The 20,642-nt window shown below is 42.6% G+C and carries 16 protein-coding genes; 13 read left to right on the top strand and 3 right to left on the bottom strand.

Annotated elements, in window-relative coordinates; translation table 11 throughout:
* Nucleotides 1–166: 166 nt before the first annotated feature.
* Complete coding sequence (gene corA / locus JMX82_RS03950) at nucleotides 167–1,381, bottom strand: magnesium/cobalt transporter CorA (RefSeq protein ID WP_201539563.1); 1,215 nt, start codon at nucleotides 1,379–1,381, stop codon at nucleotides 167–169.
* A 74-nt stretch (nucleotides 1,382–1,455) separates the two neighbouring features.
* On the bottom strand, nucleotides 1,456–1,845 hold the full coding sequence (locus tag JMX82_RS03955; protein ID WP_045451983.1) for a DUF2237 family protein: 390 nt from the start codon (nucleotides 1,843–1,845) through the stop codon (nucleotides 1,456–1,458).
* Between the two features lie 479 nt (nucleotides 1,846–2,324).
* On the opposite strand from JMX82_RS03955, the gene JMX82_RS03960 reads away from it, so the two are divergent.
* From JMX82_RS03960 to JMX82_RS04020, 13 genes are all read left to right on the top strand, one after another.
* Entirely contained in the window at nucleotides 2,325–3,632 is a 1,308-nt protein-coding gene (locus tag JMX82_RS03960; protein WP_201539564.1) for an ATP phosphoribosyltransferase regulatory subunit, read from the top strand.
* 138 nt (nucleotides 3,633–3,770) lie between these two features.
* Nucleotides 3,771–5,060, top strand: coding sequence for an adenylosuccinate synthase (locus JMX82_RS03965; protein ID WP_045444847.1), 1,290 nt, complete (start codon nucleotides 3,771–3,773; stop codon nucleotides 5,058–5,060).
* A 321-nt stretch (nucleotides 5,061–5,381) separates the two neighbouring features.
* On the top strand, nucleotides 5,382–5,798 hold the full coding sequence (locus tag JMX82_RS03970) for a lysozyme inhibitor LprI family protein (protein ID WP_060490620.1): 417 nt from the start codon (nucleotides 5,382–5,384) through the stop codon (nucleotides 5,796–5,798).
* A gap of 440 nt (nucleotides 5,799–6,238) precedes the next feature.
* Nucleotides 6,239–6,670: a nucleoside-diphosphate kinase gene (ndk, locus tag JMX82_RS03975; protein WP_201539565.1), complete on the top strand. Its 432-nt coding sequence runs from the start codon at nucleotides 6,239–6,241 to the stop codon at nucleotides 6,668–6,670.
* A gap of 331 nt (nucleotides 6,671–7,001) precedes the next feature.
* Complete coding sequence (rlmN, locus tag JMX82_RS03980) at nucleotides 7,002–8,243, top strand: 23S rRNA (adenine(2503)-C(2))-methyltransferase RlmN (protein ID WP_060490621.1); 1,242 nt, start codon at nucleotides 7,002–7,004, stop codon at nucleotides 8,241–8,243.
* Between the two features lie 213 nt (nucleotides 8,244–8,456).
* Nucleotides 8,457–9,407, top strand: coding sequence for a type IV pilus biogenesis/stability protein PilW (pilW, locus tag JMX82_RS03985; protein WP_227676298.1), 951 nt, complete (start codon nucleotides 8,457–8,459; stop codon nucleotides 9,405–9,407).
* A complete protein-coding gene (locus tag JMX82_RS03990; protein ID WP_109591647.1) occupies nucleotides 9,404–10,216 on the top strand; it encodes a helix-turn-helix domain-containing protein in 813 nt (270 codons plus the stop codon). Before pilW ends, JMX82_RS03990 begins: the two co-directional genes overlap by 4 nt.
* A 133-nt stretch (nucleotides 10,217–10,349) precedes the next feature.
* Complete coding sequence (gene ispG / locus JMX82_RS03995) at nucleotides 10,350–11,465, top strand: flavodoxin-dependent (E)-4-hydroxy-3-methylbut-2-enyl-diphosphate synthase (protein WP_201539566.1); 1,116 nt, start codon at nucleotides 10,350–10,352, stop codon at nucleotides 11,463–11,465.
* Nucleotides 11,466–11,529: 64 nt separating this feature from the next.
* On the top strand, nucleotides 11,530–12,819 hold the full coding sequence (gene hisS, locus JMX82_RS04000; protein WP_201539567.1) for a histidine--tRNA ligase: 1,290 nt from the start codon (nucleotides 11,530–11,532) through the stop codon (nucleotides 12,817–12,819).
* 55 nt (nucleotides 12,820–12,874) lie between these two features.
* A complete protein-coding gene (locus JMX82_RS04005; protein WP_201539568.1) occupies nucleotides 12,875–13,660 on the top strand; it encodes a YfgM family protein in 786 nt (261 codons plus the stop codon).
* Nucleotides 13,661–13,900: 240 nt separating this feature from the next.
* Nucleotides 13,901–15,109: an outer membrane protein assembly factor BamB gene (gene bamB / locus JMX82_RS04010; protein ID WP_201539569.1), complete on the top strand. Its 1,209-nt coding sequence runs from the start codon at nucleotides 13,901–13,903 to the stop codon at nucleotides 15,107–15,109.
* A gap of 381 nt (nucleotides 15,110–15,490) precedes the next feature.
* Complete coding sequence (gene der, locus JMX82_RS04015; protein ID WP_055124475.1) at nucleotides 15,491–16,933, top strand: ribosome biogenesis GTPase Der; 1,443 nt, start codon at nucleotides 15,491–15,493, stop codon at nucleotides 16,931–16,933.
* Between the two features lie 220 nt (nucleotides 16,934–17,153).
* Nucleotides 17,154–19,091 (top strand): sensor histidine kinase, encoded by a 1,938-nt coding sequence (locus JMX82_RS04020; protein ID WP_201539570.1) that lies wholly within the window; start codon nucleotides 17,154–17,156, stop codon nucleotides 19,089–19,091.
* A gap of 318 nt (nucleotides 19,092–19,409) precedes the next feature.
* Here the strand turns inward: JMX82_RS04020 and JMX82_RS04025 are convergent, their stop codons facing one another.
* Nucleotides 19,410–20,576, bottom strand: coding sequence for a D-alanyl-D-alanine carboxypeptidase family protein (locus JMX82_RS04025; RefSeq protein WP_045444873.1), 1,167 nt, complete (start codon nucleotides 20,574–20,576; stop codon nucleotides 19,410–19,412).
* Between the last annotated feature and the right edge of the window lie 66 nt (nucleotides 20,577–20,642).

Below are 20,642 nucleotides of genomic sequence, written 5' to 3' on the forward strand. Positions count from 1 at the left end.
CATTGGAATAATAGAAATGGCGGCAAGAGTTTAGCAATAATAAATGTGAATAGTATTACAAATAAGAATTATTATCAATAATAAAGTGGAAAAACAGCACCATGAAGGATGCTGTTTTTAAAAGCTGAACGCTGACTATCAATGAAACATCAACTATAAATTTTGGTTATAACCATTTAAGCCTTTTAAAATTGTAATATAAATAGCCACATAATGACCCAATGATGAGCATGATGACAAAGTAGGAATATTGCCAATGCAGCTCGGGCATAAAATCAAAGTTCATCCCATAGATACCTGCAATGGCCGTCGGTACAGCTAAAATACCTGCCCAAGCAGCAAGCTTACGCACCACCTCGTTCTGTCCCATATTAACCATGGCCATATAGGTATTCATGACCACACTCAGCATCTCATTCAGACCATTAATGGCGTCTAATGAGTGTAGCAAATGGTCATTGACGTCGCGAAAGTAGGGCTTAGCGGCCTGAGAAAAACCAGAGACCATCTCGCTTTTTTTATGATTGATAAAAAAACTACAGATATCTTGTACTGGCAAAATAATCGCCCGCATATGTACGAGTTGCGATTTGAGCTCATAAAGGTTTTTTAATGTACCTTTATCAAACTCATAGGTAAACACGTAACGTTCTTGCTCACGCAAATAGCGACCTAAACGATCGGTAATCGGCATATAATTATCCACGATAAAATCGAGAATAGCATGCAGTACAAATATCGGCCCCATACGCAGCTTTTCAGGGCGACGATGACAATGCTCACGGACAGGTGCGTAGGAGTTTGATGGACCATTACGGATGGTAATCAGGTAGTTTTTGCCCATAAATATCGCGGTGGTACCATAGCGAATGACATTGTCCTCAAGCTTAGCGGTACGCAATACCACAAACACCATGTCATTGTCGTAGTTCTCAACTTTGGCACGTTGATGATCGGCGAAAGCATCTTCGATTGCCAGTTCATGTAGCCCAAAGGCTTCTTTGACTTTGACCATGGTTTCTAGGCTTGGATCATAGAGACCAAGCCAAATAAACTGACCATTATTATTTAATGCACGACTAACATCGTTTAGCGCCAATTTATCGAGATTTTCACCCGTTTTACGTGAGTAAGCATAGCAATTGACGACTTCATCGGCACTGGAAGAGTCAATATCTTCATAGCGTTCAGAGTCAGGATCGTAGACCGTCATGGTCTCGATGGTGTCCTCAGTGGTGGTATCAGCATCGCCATAGATATAGCTGTCGTCATTGTCTAGATAGAGATGTTCATCATTCATATCGGCGTAAATACGATTGATATTAGAGTTAGGTGCAATACGCGCGGTTTTTTTGATCAACTGGTCGTTATTGTTTTCCATACACCCTCCCTTTATAAAGTAAAAAACGTGTCACAATCAGAACTTATAATGATTGTTATTAATAATGATCGTTATTAAAGGGCGTAACTTTTCAAAGTATCAATATCGACCAAGCTCAATAAGCTTTCGTGGCAAGCTTCTAGTTTGATTTGCGGGGCAATATCAAAGTCCAAAGCTTCAACCCAGCGTAACGCACAAATGCACCAATAATCACCAGGCTTGAGGCCAGAAAATCCATACTCAGGTAGCGGCGTAATCAAATCATTGCCGCGACTGGCAGAAAAGTTCAAAAACTCGCTGGTCATCTTGGCGCAGACGGTGTGTTGACCAACGTCATGGTTGCCAGTATGACAAAATCCATTACGGTAATAACCAGTAATAGGGTCAAAGCAGCAGCTGGCAAGTGCCGTACCTAAGACATTGGCTTGATTGTTGGCAGGGTTTGGATGGTAATCAGATGACATAAGGCTTCCGAGATAAAAATATGGCTTAGTGTACCATGAGTCGGTATCGAAGGCGTTGTTCTCACTTTGCTCATTATTTTCTTTGTGATATAAAATGATGGTAACCATTTTTGAGTCAACGATTACTTATATAGTCTACAGATAACCTTCATAGATTAAGTGCTAATAAGACGTAATTAGATAGTAATTGTGGCTAATTGTCACTAGGCGAACCTTGGCTGCTATGCTAAACTAAAGCGTAAAGTGCCTTGATTATTTAACGCCGTTTATTAGCGCATAAAGATACTCGTCTTATCATTCTAACTTATACTTATTACTCACCCTTTTGCGGCTACCTAGTTTGTTTATAAATAATTGGGTCAATGATGTTGCGCGTTAAAAATAAAAATGCTTGGCGTCAATGCAATTGTAAATATAACCTTTAAGTACCGCATCAGTACCGCGTTTTTGGTAAGCGATACGCCAAACAAGGATTTATTGTGTCTGTCAGTTCTGATTCTGCAAAACTTGCCCAGTTAAATACGACTAATGAAGCGGCGCCTCAGCCTGCTGAAAACACTGCTACCTCTACTAACATGCCATATTTGAACAACTTTGCCAGCGACGTTGCCAATAGCTGGTTGCTGCCTGATGGGGTGGTAGATGTGCTGTTCGAAGATGCGCGTAAGCAAGAAGTGCTTAGGTATCAGCTGACTCAGCAACTTATTGGTCATGGTTATCAGTTGGTCAATCCACCAATGATTGAATTTACTGAGTCATTGTTGAGTGGTGCCTCAGAAGATTTAAAGCGTCAAACTTTCAAGATTATCGATCAGCTAACGGGTCGCTTGATGGGTCTGCGTGCGGATATTACCCCGCAGATTTTGCGTATTGATGCGCATCATGGCGGCACAGGTATTGCACGTTATTGCTATGCAGGTGATGTGATTCATACCTTGCCATCAGGGCTATTTGGCTCACGTACGCCTTTGCAGCTCGGCGCTGAAATATTTGGCTGTGCTTCACTTGCCGCAGATATTGAGCTGATAGATGTGTTGTTTGGCATGATAAATAAGCTAAATATGAGTGCGACGCTGCATATAGACTTGGGTCACGTGGCGATATTTAAGCGTCTGGCAGAGTTGGCAGAGTTGTCTGATAATGACACTGAGCAACTCATGCATTTATATGCCAATAAAAATCTACCAGAGCTAAAGCGTGTCTGCCAGTTATTGTCAATGGGTGATGATTTTTATGCATTAGCACGTTTTGGTCATGATATTACCAATCTATTGGCGAGATTGTCAGAGACTGCACAGCAGGACACGCAAGTCGCGACTGCTATCAATGAATTACAACGCTTAAAAACACATCTACAAGACCAGTGGCAATGCCCTGTGAGTATCGATGTGACGGAATTATCAGGCTATCATTACCACACGGGTATCGTATTCAACGGCTATATCAATAGTGAGACGCAACCTCTGGTACGTGGCGGTCGTTTCGATGGTATGCAAAGCGGCAACCAGTTAGCAATCAATCAGCCACGTGAAGCCACGGGCTTCAGTATGGATGTCAGTCGTTTGCTTGCACACACGCAGCTTGAGGCACCAATCATCGTATTGGTCGACTATGAAGCCTTGAGCAGTGCAAACCAAGAACAGAGACAGATACTGCTACAGCAGGTTGAGAGTTTACGTGAGCAAGGCTATCGCGTCACCATGCCATTGAATGCAGAAGATCGTCCCTCTGATATGACGCATCTTTTGAGCTTTACAGATAATCATTGGCAGTTACAAAGTATTTAAGCATTAGTTTTTAATATTAATATTAATATTAGTATTATTACCATTTTTTAACGTCTTTAAAATCAAGATAACGAAAGTTATCACAGGTTTTAAACCGTTATTGCACACACCTCAATACATTAAAGGTAAGGACTGATCATGGGTAAGAATGTCGTAGTTTTGGGTAGCCAATGGGGCGATGAAGGTAAAGGTAAAATCGTCGATTTACTAACCGAAAAAGCTTCAGCAGTTGCACGTTTTCAAGGCGGACATAACGCTGGTCACACGTTAGTTGTCGATGGCAAAACCACCATCCTACATTTAATCCCATCAGGTATTTTACGTGAAGGCGTTACCTGCTTCATCGGTAACGGCGTGGTGTTAGCACCTGACGCATTATTGAAAGAGATGAAAGAGCTAGAAGACAACAACGTACCAGTACGTGAGCGTCTGCGTATCTCTCCAAACTGCCCACTTATCATGCCGTATCATGTGGCACTTGACCAAGCACGTGAAGCAAAACGCGGTACTGGGAAAATTGGTACGACAGGTCGCGGAATTGGACCTGCTTATGAAGATAAAGTAGCCCGCCGTGCCATCAAGCTTGCTGACTTGTTCCGTGATGATTTAGAAGAAAAACTCCGCAACTTAATCGAATATCATAACTTCCAATTGACTCAATATTATAAAGTTGAAGCGATTGATTTTGATGAGACACTTAAGCTTTGCCAAGAGTGGAAAGAAGAGATTAAAGGCATGGTTACTGATGTGACCGAAGACCTTAATCAATTGCGTTTGGCTGGTAAGAACCTTATGTTTGAAGGCGCGCAAGGTACATTGCTTGATATCGATCATGGTACATATCCGTTTGTGACCAGCTCAAGCGTAACTGCTGGCGGCGTGTCTACTGGTACAGGTATAGGTCCATTGTACTTAGATTACGTACTTGGTATCACTAAAGCTTATACTACCCGTGTCGGTAGTGGTCCATTCCCAACTGAACTATTTGATGATGTTGGTGCGCATTTGGCTAAAGTCGGTCATGAATTTGGTGCGACCACTGGTCGTGCGCGTCGCTGTGGTTGGTTCGATGCGGAAGCATTACGCCGTGCAGTGGTACTGAACTCTATGTCAGGTATCTGCTTAACTAAGCTTGACGTATTAGATGGTCTTGAAGAGCTACTAATCGGTGTGGGTTATAACTTGCCTGAGACTGAATGTGCAGGTGCACACGATGCTGAATTCTATGAGTCAGTCACGCCTAAGTATGAGACGATGCAAGGGTGGAGTGAGTCAACCGTTGGTATCACTAACTATGATGAACTTCCAGAAAATGCGAAAAAATATATCAAACGTATCGAAGCGTTGATTGGTTGCCCAGTTGATATTATCTCAACCGGTCCTGATCGCGAAGAGACAATCGTATTGCGTGACCCGTATGATGCTTAGTCTTTACTAGAAAGTTGCTTAAATCGCTTTTAGTATTAATAAAAAATCCCAGTGCTGAGCATTGGGATTTTTTTATGAGTAATGTCTTATAGGTAAATTCTCATCATTTTTTATTATGCTAACTACTATTAATGCCAAGTGATAAAAAATGTTAATCACTATTAATTTCTAACGATAAAAAATCAAGATATCTGGCAATTGAATAAATTGAGATAAGAAAAAATAGTATAAAAGAGAGAATTGCTAACATTATTCTGGTTTAATTGGTATATTATGTCATAAATGAATGTAATTTTATCAATATATAAAAAGGAAAACGTGATGAAAGCGACTATTATCAAGCACTCTATAGGCAAAACAGCTTTAGCGCTGCTAACGTCTGCGGCTTTTATGTTTCCTATGCTGTCATGGGGCGCGCAAAACTGTGACAAACCCAACAATGATTTTGATGATTTATATTGCTTAACGAAAGTATATTTAGAAGCGGATAAAGAGCTGAATAATTCTTATGCAAAATTGGCTAAGCAGTTAAATAGCCAGCAAAAATCCAAACTCAAACGTGGACAATTGGCGTGGATACGCGAGCGTAATGACCAATGTAGTTATAATAATGATGAAGGATTTTTTGTTAATATGGGCTGTGCGACTCGGGTGACAACTGAGCGAGTGAACTTCTTAAATGATCGTGTGCGTGAATGTAGCGCTGGCAGTTGCCGCGACAGCCGCTTAGGCGAGTAGTTGTTTTTTAGTATTGCTTGAAAGCAGTGACCTTCATAGCTGCGTATTAACAAAAATCCCTTAGCATTATATGCTGAGGGATTTTTGTTGGTAACACTTACATAGAGTTTTCGCCAAGTTGGTTTTATGCTCATCAATGACAAAGATAGTTAGTGATGAGATACGTAGGGTAAGAATCTGCTATTGATGAATGCTCACTTTGTCTTAAGATAAGCTGCGGTCATAAATTTACTTTTATGCAAGGTGCGGTCATAAATTAACCCTATCATTTATAGCGCTAATCATTATAATAGGCAGCAATCCTGTGTTGGCGCTCATATTATCGCATTGATAGACCATGAGATTATTTAAATCTGCCTAAGTCAACATTGCGGCCAAAGATAAAACAAAGCATTTACCATCTCATTTTTATCGAATTCATTAATTATTAGGAGCTTTTCATGGCTAACGAACGTACTTTATCTATCATCAAACCTGACGCAGTCGCTGGCAACAACATCGGCGCTATCTACGATCGTTTTGAAAAATCAGGTCTAAAAATTGTTGCCGCTAAAATGATGCAACTTGATGATAAAAAAGCGGGTGGTTTTTACGCTGAGCACGCTGAGCGTCCATTCTACAAAGATCTAGTGTCATTTATGACTTCAGGTCCAGTATTGGTATCTGTACTAGAAGGCGAAAATGCGATCGCTAAGCATCGTGATATCATGGGCGCTACTAACCCAAAAGACGCCGCTGAAGGCACTATTCGTGCTGACTTCGCTAGCAGCATCGATGAAAACGCGGTTCATGGTTCAGATTCAGCTGAATCAGCAGCACGTGAAATCAGCTACTTTTTCAATGAAGAAGAAGTGTGTGCACGTACGCGTTAATAGCAGTATTTATTAATAGCCACTGTTATAAATAATAGTACTGATTAATAATTAGTGTGGCAAGACGGCTTATATCTTTTGGTATAAGCCGTTTTAGCTATTATAATAGTCTGACTATGCATTGAGATTTTAGTGTTGAAATTTTAACTTTTCTCCCTCATTATTGGTTTTATATAGCGTTATCAATCCTTTATCAGCATATTACTTTCAGTTTTTGGTAAAAAATGCGCTCATAACGGATTGCTCATGCACTCATATATTGAGTACGTCTGCAACACCCATCTCAACAATTGTATCGCTCATACCAGTAGATGCAAAAAGGTTATTTATTATGTCAACTGCTCAAACTCCTATTCAAACTGACGTCCAACATGTACCTGCTAAGACTACTAAGAGTATAAAATTAGTAGACGAGGCGCAGGCGAAAACCAATCTACTAGGTATGACACAAGCGCAGCTGGCGGAATACTTTAAGAGTATTGGTGAAAAGCCGTTTCGCTCGACGCAAGTCATTAAGTGGATATATCAGCAGGGTGTCACTGATTTTGAGCAAATGACCAATCTGAGTAAATCTTTGCGTGATAAATTATCAGCCAATGCCTGCGTCATTCCGCCAAAAGTGATTCATCGTCAATATAGTGATGACGGCACGCGTAAATGGGTATTTGAAGTCACGGGTGGCTCTTTGGTCGAGACCGTATTGATTCCCGCAGATGACAGTAAATTAAACGGTCGCAAAACCTTGTGTGTCTCTTCGCAAGTAGGCTGTGCGCTGGACTGTAGCTTTTGTAGTACCGGTAAGCAAGGCTTTGAGCGCGATTTAACAGCGGCTGAAATTCTTGGACAATTATGGGTGGCAAATGCCTCTTATATGACCGATGAAAATGACAGTTTAGAAAATGTTGACCATAGTTTATGGGAAAACAACGTCACCAACGTCGTCATGATGGGCATGGGCGAGCCGTTATTAAACTATCGTCCCGTTGTCAGCTCGATGGAATTGATGCTCAGTGACCACGCTTATGGTTTATCAAAACGCCGTGTCACGCTATCTACCTCAGGTGTGGTTCCTAAGATGTATGAGTTGGCACAGGAGCTTGACGTCGCTTTAGCGATTTCATTGCACGCACCAAATGACGAGCTGCGTAATGAATTAGTGCCGATCAATAAAAAATATCCATTAGAGCAGCTCATGGCGGCAGCGAGAAATTACGTTTTTGAAGTCAATCCGCGCCACAAAAAACACGTGACTATTGAATATGTGATGCTAGATGGTGTCAATGATAGTAATGAGCATGCTGAGCAATTGGTCGCATTATTGGGCGATTTACCGAGTAAGATTAACTTGATACCATTTAACCCGTTCCCTCATGCAAATTATGATAAGTCGAGTAATAATCGTATTCATGCCTTTAGCAATATATTAAGTGAAGCAGGTTTTGTTTGTACCATACGTCAAACACGCGGTGATGATATTGATGCGGCATGTGGTCAATTGGTTGGGCAAGTGGCTGACAGAACCCGTCGTTCAGCCGCGTGGCAGCAAAGCATCAAGGATCGTGAAAGTGTTTAGTATGATGGTCATATAAATGGTGAATAGACATTTTCGATGTAGCATCGTATTTGTCTTTTATCTGTCGCAATGGTAATAAAAATGTAGCAATAACGATTAGTTTGGATGTGCACAGCAATTAATGACAACTAAATTGTACTTATGCGGGCTAAATCTATTAAACTGATGCCTCGAGGATCGAACGCATTGAATCACAGTTTTATGATGGCGGCTATGATGACTTCTAGAAATTCTTGTCAGTTCAATTATCAAAAAATATTTTCTCAGACTTATAAGCGATTGAGTACAGCGAATGGACTAGGGGCTATTGACCCAGTAGCGATGTCGAAGCGTACGGTATTAGTGATGGCATTGGTAGGGCTGCTGCTCACTGGTTGTCAAAGCACGCCGACCAATGATTTGACAAACATCGCGGCTTATCAAACGTCTACGCGACCCAATGACAATCGTAACTTAGATCAACAAGAAATTGCTCGCGTGCGCACTTCACTTGCCGCACAATATATCCGCAAAAATGAGCTTGATACCGCTCAGCGCCAACTCGAAAAAGCCTTTGCTGCCGATAGCCGTTACGCGCCAGCCTATGATATGATGGGCGTTTTGCTGCAGCAAGAGGGCAGTCGACTCAATCTCGAAAAAGCCGATCAGTATTTTAAAAAAGCGATTACGCTTGATAAAGATTTTGAGCAAGCCCACAATAACTATGGCGTTTATTTGTCACAAATGAAGCGCTATCGTGAGGCGGCAGAGCAGTTTGAGATTGCGGGTTCAGCATTAGGTTACGAAGGTCGTATTGGTGCGCTAGAGAATCTAGGGCGCACTTACTTACAGCTAGGGGATCGCAGTGCGGCTGCTAAAGCATTTTTACGGGCACTTGATGGCAATCGTAATAGTATTATTGCCCATATCGAGTTGGTCGATTTATTGCTTGAGCAGCAACGTGTTCCACAGGCTCAAAGGCTTTATGATGAAACCTTGGTACTGGTACAAGGGCAGGGCATTAGCCCGCGCTTGCTATTACAAGGTATCAAATTGGCCGCTGCACAAAATAACATAACGACGCGCCAGCAATTGGCACAGCAGCTTTTATCTGCTTATCCTTTAAGTGATGAAGCAAAACAACTTAAGACTTGGCTTAACAATCCAGAGGCACCATGGAAATGACCACCCCATCATTAAACACTCAATCTAACGCTCAGGGATCATTTGGTGCCGTGTTGCAGCAAGCCCGTAAAAATAAGCAAATCAGCTTAGACGAGGTAGCTGCCGAGTTATTTATTTTAAAGCGTCATTTGCAAGCGCTTGAAAATGAAAATTTTTCGGAGATGCCGCAAGCTGCTTTTGCCCGTGGGTTTGCCATCAATTATGCTAAGTTTTTGGGTTTGGATCCTGTAAAAATAGCAACCAGCTTTGATGCCGCTTATCCTACGGAGCTGAAAGCAAAGTCAGTGAATAACACGGATACGCCACTGCGTCCAATGGGCACATTGCAACGTGATACGCACAATCGTATTCGTTTTAACCCACTACTGATCATCGCCGTTATTGGTGTCATTATTTTAGCGATTTTCTTATTTCGCATGGTGAGTAATGCAAGTAAAGAGAATACCGAGCAGCCAGTATCGACGGTCGAAGACGTCTCAGCGATAGAGCAAGCGCAAGGTGCGGCAATCAATACTGATGAGATGGGCGTTGGTGCCTCTGGCTCTGCTCTAAACTTGGGCGGCGATGCAAGTCCAGCGTCTTTAGATGTCAAACTGACGGATACTGCCGTCGTGAGTATTACTGATGCCTCTGGTAGTAGTTTAATGAGTGGCTCGCAGACATCTGGGGATTATAAACTGTCAGGTACGCCGCCGTTTAATGTACAAATTGATAATGTCGATAATGTCAGCATAATGCTTAACCAAGAAGCGGTTGCGCTAAATACTTATGCAACGGATAAGCAAGCCAATTTTGAGTTAGCGCCTTAACTTTTTAAGCGGCTAATTTTGAATGCTAGTCTTATCGACTGCTGTACAAGATTTATTTTTAAAAGTTGCTATCTGCAAGCTATTATAAGTGTGTTTTTTCTGCGTTTTTTCGCTCTAACTGAAGGGTTTGTCTATGTCAACGTCAGCGCCTATTAACCGTCGCCTTACCAAAAAAATATATGTCGGTGATGTCGCGATTGGTGGTGATGCGCCGATTAGTGTGCAGAGTATGACCAATACAGATACTTGCGATGTGGCAGCAACTGTCGCTCAAATCGAACGCTGCGTTAAAGCTGGTGCGGATTTGATGCGGGTGTCGACGCCAACGATGGATACGGTCAAAGCTTTTGGCGAAATTCGTAAGTTGGTCAGTGTGCCTTTGATTGCAGATGTGCATTTCGACCACAAGATTGCGTTAGCAGTTGCCGAAGCAGGGGCTGACTGTCTGCGTATTAATCCAGGTAACATCGGTAGCGATGCCAAAGTACGTGAAGTGGTCGCCTGTGCCAAACATTACAACATCCCTATTCGTATCGGTGTCAATGCAGGCTCGCTCGAAAAAGACATTCAGCGCAAATATACCGAGCCAACTGGCGAGGCGATGCTTGAATCAGCCATGCGCCATATTGATATATTAGATCGTCTAAATTTTGATCAATATAAAGTATCGGTTAAAGCCAGCAATGTGTTTTTGACCTTGGATGCGTATCGCCTGATTTCTGCCCAAATTGATAATCCGCTGCATTTAGGCGTCACCGAGGCAGGCGTTTATCGTACGGGCGCGGTTAAATCCGCGATTGCACTTGGCGGTTTATTATTAGATGGCATCGGTGATACCATCCGTATCTCACTGGCGGCAGAGCCTGAAGAAGAAATTAAAATCGGCTTTGATATTTTAAAATCGCTCAATATACGTTCTAATGGTGTCAACTTTATTGCGTGCCCAAGCTGCTCGCGCCAAGAGTTTGATGTGATTCGAGTTATGACGGCTTTAGAGTCGCGCTTAGAAGACATTCGTGAACCAATGAACCTGTCTGTGATCGGCTGTAAAGTAAATGGTCCTGGTGAAGCGAAAGAGGCCGATATTGGCATTGTTGGTGCCGCACCAAGATCCTTGGTATATCGTATGGGCGAAAAAAGCCATCTTATCGATACCGACAATTTGGTCGATGAAATAGAAGGCATGGTACGCGCACATGCCGAAGATTTGGCTAAAAAACGTGAGAATGAGATTATCCGCGTAAAATAAAACACTATTATGAGCAAAAAATAAAAGAGACACTTGTTAAAATTTTTAAGGATACGAGCGTACCATGATTAAAGCTATCAAAGGGTTTAATGATATTTTGCCTGATCAGTCCGCAAAATGGCTGCATTTAGAAGCGATATTGGCTGAAGTGCTGGGCAGATACGGCTTTGAGCATATTCGTTTGCCAATCGTTGAGCAAACCGATTTGTTTGCGCGTGCCATTGGTGGCGCGACTGATATTGTCGAAAAAGAGATGTATAGCTTTACCGATAAGTCTGAGCCACCAACGCCGTTGGCTCTACGCCCTGAAGGTACGGCAGGTGCAGTACGTGCTGTGATTGAGCACAACTTGCTGCGCGGTGATACGCCTAAGTTATGGTATATCGGTCCAATGTTTCGCTATGAGCGTCCACAAAAAGGTCGTTATCGTCAATTTCATCAAATAGGTGTTGAAAGCTTTGGTAGTGCCTTACCAGACGCTGACGCTGAGCTGATCGCCATGACTCATTTGATGTGGCAAGAGCTGGGTCTAAAAGATGAGATGCGTTTAGAGCTAAACAGTCTGGGCGAAATTGATGAGCGTCATGCTTATCGCGAAGCATTGGTTGCTTATTTAACCGATAAAAAAGATCAGCTGGATGAAGACAGCAAGCGCCGCTTGACCACCAATCCGCTACGTATTTTAGACAGTAAAGAAGCCAGTACCCAAGCTCTATTGGTAGATGCGCCTAAGCTTGCTGACTTTTTAGGTGAAGAAAGCGTGGCGCATTTTGAGCAAGTACAAGCCTATTTAACAGAGCTGGGTATTAATTTTGAGATCAATCCACACTTAGTACGCGGTCTTGATTATTACAACAAAACGGTTTTTGAGTGGGTGACCGACAAGCTTGGTAGCCAAGCGACTGTTTGTGCAGGCGGCCGTTATGATGGTTTGATTGGGCAACTAAAATCCATCGGTACTGATGGCAATAAGCCAGTAAAATCTGAGCCTGCTGTTGGATTTGCCATGGGGCTTGAGCGTTTATTACTGTTAATGAAAGCGGTTGCGCCAATTGCTGATGTTCCCGCTTGTGATGTCTTTGTGGTTGCCCATCCAGAGGTTTATAGTGCTGGTATTGGCTATGCTCAACGTCTACGCTATAGTCGCCCAGACATTCGGGTGAAAATGGCGAGTGCGACGAGCCTAAAAGCGCAAATGAAGAAAGCCGATAAGTCAGGTGCTGCATTGACCGTTATTATTGCGCAGCAAGAGCTGGATGATAATACCCTCAGCGTTAAAGACATGCAGACGGGCGAACAACAGACGGTTGCGACAGATTGGCTGTCGAGCAAAGAAAATTTTATCCGTCAGTAATCGATTGCGGTTTTAGCATTAGCAATTTCATAACACTTTTATCAGGTAAACATATATGGCTCTGACACCCAATTCGCCGAATGCAGACAATTCAATGCAAGCGTTAAGGCAGTATGGCAGCTATATTGTCACTGCGATTTTGTTGGCACTGGCCGCTTATTTTGGTTGGACATATTGGCAGGACAACCATGCGCGCGTAGACACCGTTGCAGCAGATCATTATGCAGACATTCAGCGGTTGAATGAAGAAGTCAGTTTGGCCTCACAAAACCCTGATTTGGAAGCAGAAGCACAGGCAGCACTTGCCCAAAGTCGCACCCAGCTAAACAAAGATATTGATGCGCTAGTCAGCAAGCATGGTGAGTCGGTTTACGCTTGGCAGGCACTGATGATTAAAGCGCGTCAGCAAGTAGATAATAATGAATTTACCGAAGCAAGTGAAACCCTCAAAAAAGCATTGGCCATTGACTTAGGTGATGCAGGTTTACAGGCAATTACTCGTTTGCGCTATGCGACGACATTACTGGCGGCGGGCGATGCGGATGCTGCATTAGCAGAAGCCAACAATGATATGCCAAGCTCATTTGAAGCCAGCCAACAAGAGTTGTTAGGGGATATTTATTTAGCACAAGATAATAAAGACTCAGCGATCAAGTCTTACAATAATGCTTGGGAGTTGTTACGCAACCGTCAAGAGACGCGTGCAGTATTGGCATTAAAGATGGAGAGTCTAGGCATCGTACCTGAGCCTATCGACGAACCAGTCAGTCTGATTCAAGAGTCAAGTAGTGCTGCACAGCCCTTAGTGGAAGAAAATGCTGCTGCCGAGGTTGCGCAATAATTGTACAGTGACAAGCGCTGTTAACCAATAATAGCGTTTGCGTTCTACCTAATGCCTGATAATTGCTAGTCAATAGCGCGTATCTATAACCGTTCTACAAGCTAAGTGGTGCAGTAAAACAGCATCGGATGGACAGCCAGCACTCATTGAATGTGCTTGGTGAGTACTAATCGCCGATCTTACATTTACTGATAACCAATTTACTAATTAATAATAATTTATTTGTAGTGAGAACTCATAATGACTCAATCTATTCACTCTAGCAAGATATCAAAAGCTAAAACCATCAAATCGACGGTGATGCATGTGGCAGTATTGGCAGTGATGAGCACTGCGGTGATTGGGTGTAATCGCGGTATTAAACCCGTCGTCAATGATCCAGTCAAGCTGGTACAGATTGCTGAGCCTATCAGTGTGTTGCAACCGGTTTTTAGCACGGATATTGGCAATAAAAAAGCCAGTAAGAAAGATCCATTAGACTTGCAAGTAGGTTATGTCAATGGACAAATCGTCACTGCATCGCGCGGTGGGGATTTGACCGGTTTTAACAGTGCAGGCGAACGTTTATGGTCGATCAACGTTGGCGATCAAATCACGGGCGGCGTTGCTTTAGATGCTTTAAGCCAAACAGCGATTATTAGCACACGCGGTGGTCAAGTGATGGCATTTGATAGTGTGACTGGTGCAAAACGCTGGCAGAAGCAGCTATCAGGATCAGTATTGACACCCGCTTTAATTACCAATAACCGTGTCATTCTATCAGCGAACGATGGCTTTTTACATGGCTTGTCACTACAGACAGGTCAGTCTGTCTGGCAGTTTGCCACACAAGTGCCAGCCATCAGTGTACGCGGTAGTGCGGCGCCAACGTTATTAGATAGCAAAACGGCATTATTAGCGACTGCTGATGGTCGTTTACATGCGGTGACGACTGATAGTGGTTTACCGCAGTGGTCAAGACGTGTTGGCGTTGGCACTGGTAGTAGTGAAGTTGAGCGCATGAGTGATGTCGATGGTACGCCGATCGTCGATAAAAACCAGCTATTTGCCATCAGTTATAGTGGTCAGTTATTAGGTATTGATTTGGCTTCGCGTCAAGTCATGTTTGTCAACGAGCTTGCCAGCTTAAAGTCACTTGCTGTAAATAACCAGCAAGTGATTGGTACCAGCTTAGAGGGCAAAGTGGTTGCCTATAATCGCAGTAATGGTGAGGTTCTTTGGGAAAGTGAAGAGCTGGCTTATCGTCATTTAACCAATCCTGTAATGATTGGCAATTATATTGCCGTGGGTGATTTTGACGGCATGGTACACTTATTCGATCCAGCTAGCGGTAAAATCGTTAGCCGTGTACAAACTAAGGGTGCTTTGAGTAGCTTGCAAGTACAAGGTAGCCGTTTAATGACACAGAGCACATCAGGACAGGTTGCTATTTGGCAATTAGCCCGCTAAGCTTTTTATCGGTTAATGCTTACTTAGATAGTATGTTTGATATTATCGTTAAGCCAACGGGTTGATTGCAATTTTAGAGAACACAAACGCTGCTTCGTCAGCGTTTAGTGCCTTGTGTAAATTGCTTGTTTAAATACAGGCTTTCGCGTACTCTATGCGACCGATGCGCCGTAGGTGTTATCCATATATATTATTTATTTATCATTTAGTCATCCTATGTACCACTTGCTAATTGTAAAATAGCTGACTATTATTTTTGCTATTGTTTTATCATTCATTTTAATTTGCGGTCAAGAGCAGCTTATTCACGACTACTGTTATATCACTGGTTATAAGAATAACTGTACTGCCCGCCATTGTGCCTTTCACTGAGAGTAACCCATGAGTATCAAGCCTGTGGTCGCCTTAATTGGTCGTCCAAACGTCGGTAAATCCACCTTATTTAATCAGTTCACAAAAAGTCGGCAGGCATTGGTTGCTGATTTGTCAGGACTGACTCGTGACCGTCAGTACGGTGATGCGACCTATGAAGACAAATCTTTTATCGTTGTAGACACTGGTGGTATTGGTGAGGCGGATGACGGTAGCGGCAACATTGATGATTATATGTCTGAGCAATCACATACAGCGATTCATGAAGCAGACATCATCGTATTTGTGGTGGATGCTCGTGCTGGTATGATCGGCGCAGATGCTGAGATTGGTAAGTTTTTACACACCCTTGGCAAACCAGTCTATGTGGTTGCCAATAAAGTCGATGGTGCTCACGACGCTGCACCTGCCGAGTTTTATGCATTAGGATTGGGTGAGCCATATCCGATGGCGGCAAGTCATGGTCGCGGTGTCGGTAATTTGCTTGAAATATTGACGGCTGATATGCCTGAGCAAGAGAATGTCGTAGAGCCAAAAGGTTTGAAGTTAGCGATCATAGGTCGTCCAAACGTTGGTAAATCGACGCTAGTCAATCGTCTATTGGGTGAAGACCGAGTAGTGGTTTTTGATATGCCCGGTACCACGCGTGACAGTATTTATATTCCTTATACACGTGAGGGTAAGGACTACGTCTTAATCGATACTGCTGGTGTGCGCCGCCGCGGTAGAATTGATGAAAAAGTAGAAAAATTCTCGGTCATTAAAACCCTACAAGCAATCGAAGATTCTAATGTAACCGTTATTGTTATTGATGCGCATGAAGGTATCGTTGATCAAGACTTGCATATGATTGGCTATGCGCTTGATGCGGGTCGTGCTTTAGTTGTTGCGATTAATAAGTGGGATGGTCTGACTGCTGATCAGAAAAATTATATCAAGATTGAGATGGATCGCCGCTTTAACTTTATCCCTTATGTAAAAGTGCATCTAATCTCAGCACTACATGGCACTGGTGTGGGTAATCTATACCCGTCTATCTTGCGTGCTTATAAATCTTCGATGTTTGAAGTGTCAACCAATCGTTTGACTCAGATTCTGCAAGATGCGGTGACAGCCAATCCACCACCAACGGTTGCTGGTCGCCGTATTAAACTGCGCTTCGCTCACATCGGTGGTCACAATCCGCCCGTGATTGTCATTCATGGTAACCAAACCAGTGCGCTACCTAAAAGCTATCAGCGTTATCTGGAGAACCAATTCCGTCAAGTATTTAAGCTCGAAGGCACGCCGCTCAACGTTGTCCTTAAACAAAATGACAACCCATATGCCAACAAGAGCGATACACCAACCAAAGCGAAGACGCAACAGTTGCGCCAACGCGAGCGTAATCGGGCACAGAAATTTACTACCAAAGATAAGCAGAAATTCACCAATAAAGATAAAAAGCGTTAATTTAGCAAAATGATGATGGTCTTTATATTGTTGTAGTAAATAAAGACTGTTTTATTCTATTGTTCCTGCTTCTCTGTAATGTGCTATATCATGATGATTATATCGGTCATCATGATATATTAATACGTTGTTAAGTTTTATTAACATGTGATATTTCCCTCACTACTCCTACAAAATACCTGTAATATAATCAAAAGTTTTCTTAACTCAGTTAAGTAATATGAACAACCGTCCCTCTCAAACCATCTCTACGCTTATTTGGCGTTCTGTCGTACAAGCCATTATTTTGGCTGTGTTGGCAGGCTTCTTGATGTCTATCGTTTATGGTTTGTTATACCACTATAAAGAGAAGCGTCAGCATATCCAGCAATTGGCTACCATGTTGACCACCAGCGCATCGACAGCCGATGGTGCTGATATCGTGGCTGAGCAAGTGAGATTCTTGTTAGAAAGTGAACCCAGCATCAGAAGTATTTTATTTTATTCAACACCCAAACCTATTGATGAAGTTAATCAATCCAGAGATGATTGGAAGAATGCCTTATTTGCAGATACTGTCAGCTTCAATTACCCCGTTACCAGTGACGATATCGGTGATGATAGCGCGCTAGATACGTTAAACAGCAGTCAGCAATCGTCCACGACTTTATCAAATGGTGAGCAAGAATCGTCAGCGTCTAGTGAGGCCAATAAAAATAGCGCGTTAGTTGGATATATTAATCTCACTTTAGATGTGAACATCCTGCGTTCACATTGGTTTCGAAGCAATATATTGCTATGGCTTATCACCACGATATTGACGGTACTTTGGGTATTGTACATTCTGCGCAAACTCAAATGGCCAATCAGAGATATTGAAGCTTTGAAAGAAGTCTGTCACATCGTTGTGAAAAACCCAGAGCTTGAGCAGTTACCAGTGATTCCGCAGCTTTTTGAATTTCAGGAACTGGTGCAAATCAAGCAAACTTTGGCTGTATTGTTTGATCGTTTACAGAAAGTCCAACAAAATTATGAGGCGCTTGCTATTTTTGAGCAGCAATTACACAACAAAGACGTATCCCTCGATGTGCAGCTGCATAACTTTCAAAGCATGATCACCCATGAGCTGAAAACTTCGCTAAATGCTATCGTAGGCGGTTTACAGCTGTTAGATTACGATACCCTCAATAGAGAACAAAAAGATGCGGTTGAAATTATCAGTGACGGCAGTGATAAATTGGTGTCGTCGCTTGATCATATTATCCAATTGAATCAAATACAAAAAGGTCAGATGAGTATTAATTGTATTGCGTTCAATCCACTGCAGTTAATCGCCGATCTGTTGGCAGAATATGAGCCTATTGCTCGGCAAAAAAGGCTAGAGTTGATTAGCCGTATTCATCATATAGACTATGGTCTGGAAGGGGATGCGGAAAAAATAAAACAAATATTATCGATATTACTGAGTAATGCGATTAAGTTTACTCCAGCGGGGCAGGTGACTATTACGTCGCAATTAACCCATTTTGATAAAAGCAATCGCTGGCAAATTAGTGTAAAAGATACAGGTATTGGTATCGATAGCACTCATATCGATGATATTTTTAATCCGTTTTTCCAAGTGGATTCATCACAAACTCGTCAATATGAAGGCTCAGGTGTTGGTTTACCAGTCGTCAAGCAAATGGCTCAGCTGATGGGCGCTACCATAGAAGTAGATAGCACGTTAGGGTCAGGCACCCAATTCATGCTGACCATATCGATGACCAATAAACAGCAGTCTCGGCAGCAGCATTTATTGGCTGGATTGACTGTTATTTACTATTATTATCATGAAGTCGGGTTTTTAGCGAAAGAGCTAGAACGTTTAGGCGCGACGGTCATTTATCGTCAGCATGAAGCACTGGTTATAGAGGAGATGAGTATAAGACAGGTGAATATGGTGATGTTTGCGGAAGATATCTTTCCAAGTAAAGCTGAGTCGTTAGCCAAGCGTATTCGTCAATTTGAAAGTGAACATCGGGCTTTATTGGTATATTGGTATCCACCACATCGAGCGAAGCAGTTAGACAGTTTTGAGCATGGTTTGAAAGCAGCTGGTGTCGATTACTGTTATAGCGCCACTTATAAAGATAAAGCATTAAGCGACTTGCTTAAGCGCTGGTTGGTATGGACGTAATAGGACTAAAGGATTTGTCACGCTTACTGTACTAACCTCGTTTAATGTACTCGATTGCCTTTCATTTACTCATTTACTGTAAATAGTTTCGAACATCGTATTTTCGACAAGGGTGCTTGCTTTTAATTTGAAAAATATGATGAACGAGAGCAAACCTGCTAAGTCTAGTAAATCAGTGTTTATCACAGTTTTATGATGACACTATTTAATAGCAATAATAAAATCTGTGCGGTGAATGAAGACATAAAAAAGACGCCCAGTTTTGAGGCGTCTTTTTTGTCAGTAATGTTCTTGAGAAATAGCTTCTACTAATATTCTCTAAAACAGATTTTGTGCCCAACGTACGACACGCTGCCAAGTGCGGCTCATAAAGCCTGATTGCTCGATATCACTGGTCGCTATAATAGGCACTGAAGCCACCGCTTTACCATCAATAACCGCCATCATTTTGCCAATTTCTTGACCTTTTTTGATGGGTGCTTCTAGGCTCTCAGGAATATCTACCACAGTCGTGATTTTGTTTTTTTGCGTTTTGCTGGTTAGAATTTGCAAATTATCCGCAGTGACTAGCTCAACTTCATCAGCTTCACCGAACCAGACCGGAACTTTGCTGACGAATTGTCCAGCAGGTGCTTTGGTGACAGTAGTGAAGTGGCCAAAGCCCCAGTTGAGCAGCTCACGTGATTGATCGGCACGTGCTTGCTGGCTCTCTGTTCCCATAATCACAGAAATCAAGCGCATGCCATCACGATTGCTTGAAGCCGCTAAGCAATAGCCTGCGGCATCAGTGTGGCCAGTTTTTAAACCATCAACGGTTGGATCGGTTGCAAGTAGAGCATTACGGTTACCTTGAGTAATACCGTTATAGGTGAACTCTTTTTCTGCATAAATACCATAATAGTCGCCGCTATTCTTGATAATAGCACGTGACAATTTGGCCAAATCTAATGCTGATGCCTCATGCCCTTCGTCAGGCATACCAGTAGAGTTGACGAAATGGGTATTTTTCATACCAAGTTTTTCTGCTTGCTCATTCATCAATATAGCAAATGAGGCTTCGCTACCAGCGATATGCTCAGCCATGGCTTTTGAGGCATCGTTACCTGATTGAATAATAATACCGCGTAGCATGTCGATAACACTCGCAGATTTATTTACCGGCACATACATGCAAGACTGGCTGCTACTACCACGACACCAAGCATTTGGACTCATTATGACTTGGTCATCTTCTTTGAGGTCGCCTGATGCTAAGCGCTGCTCAATGATGTAACTGGTCATCATTTTTGTCAAAGACGCTGGCGGTAGCGACTCATTGGCGTTCTTTTGTGCCAAAATCTCACCAGTATTATAATCCATCAATACATAGGCGGTATTATCCATCTCAGGCGGCTGGATGGCTGCGTTTGCCATCACTGCACTCATAGAGATACTCACACCGACTACCAGCTGCACCAGCTGATTTTTTACACGCTTTACTGTCATATATCGTTACACCGCATCATGAAACCAAATGTATCTACCGCTTGTACCTTGCACTAAATCTTATGC

This window comes from Psychrobacter sp. 1044, assembly GCF_904846525.1.
GTDB lineage: Bacteria > Pseudomonadota > Gammaproteobacteria > Pseudomonadales > Moraxellaceae > Psychrobacter.

Coding starts and splice junctions, on each gene's coding strand:
- corA (WP_201539563.1), bottom strand. CDS start 1,381: ATGGAAAACAATAACGACCAGTTGATCAAAAAAACCGCGCGTATTGCA.
- JMX82_RS03955 (WP_045451983.1), bottom strand. CDS start 1,845: ATGTCATCTGATTACCATCCAAACCCTGCCAACAATCAAGCCAATGTC.
- JMX82_RS03965 (WP_045444847.1), top strand. CDS start 3,771: ATGGGTAAGAATGTCGTAGTTTTGGGTAGCCAATGGGGCGATGAAGGT.
- JMX82_RS03970 (WP_060490620.1), top strand. CDS start 5,382: ATGAAAGCGACTATTATCAAGCACTCTATAGGCAAAACAGCTTTAGCG.
- ndk (WP_201539565.1), top strand. CDS start 6,239: ATGGCTAACGAACGTACTTTATCTATCATCAAACCTGACGCAGTCGCT.
- rlmN (WP_060490621.1), top strand. CDS start 7,002: ATGTCAACTGCTCAAACTCCTATTCAAACTGACGTCCAACATGTACCT.
- pilW (WP_227676298.1), top strand. CDS start 8,457: ATGATGACTTCTAGAAATTCTTGTCAGTTCAATTATCAAAAAATATTT.
- JMX82_RS03990 (WP_109591647.1), top strand. CDS start 9,404: ATGACCACCCCATCATTAAACACTCAATCTAACGCTCAGGGATCATTT.
- ispG (WP_201539566.1), top strand. CDS start 10,350: ATGTCAACGTCAGCGCCTATTAACCGTCGCCTTACCAAAAAAATATAT.
- hisS (WP_201539567.1), top strand. CDS start 11,530: ATGATTAAAGCTATCAAAGGGTTTAATGATATTTTGCCTGATCAGTCC.
- JMX82_RS04005 (WP_201539568.1), top strand. CDS start 12,875: ATGGCTCTGACACCCAATTCGCCGAATGCAGACAATTCAATGCAAGCG.
- bamB (WP_201539569.1), top strand. CDS start 13,901: ATGACTCAATCTATTCACTCTAGCAAGATATCAAAAGCTAAAACCATC.
- der (WP_055124475.1), top strand. CDS start 15,491: ATGAGTATCAAGCCTGTGGTCGCCTTAATTGGTCGTCCAAACGTCGGT.
- JMX82_RS04020 (WP_201539570.1), top strand. CDS start 17,154: ATGAACAACCGTCCCTCTCAAACCATCTCTACGCTTATTTGGCGTTCT.
- JMX82_RS04025 (WP_045444873.1), bottom strand. CDS start 20,576: ATGACAGTAAAGCGTGTAAAAAATCAGCTGGTGCAGCTGGTAGTCGGT.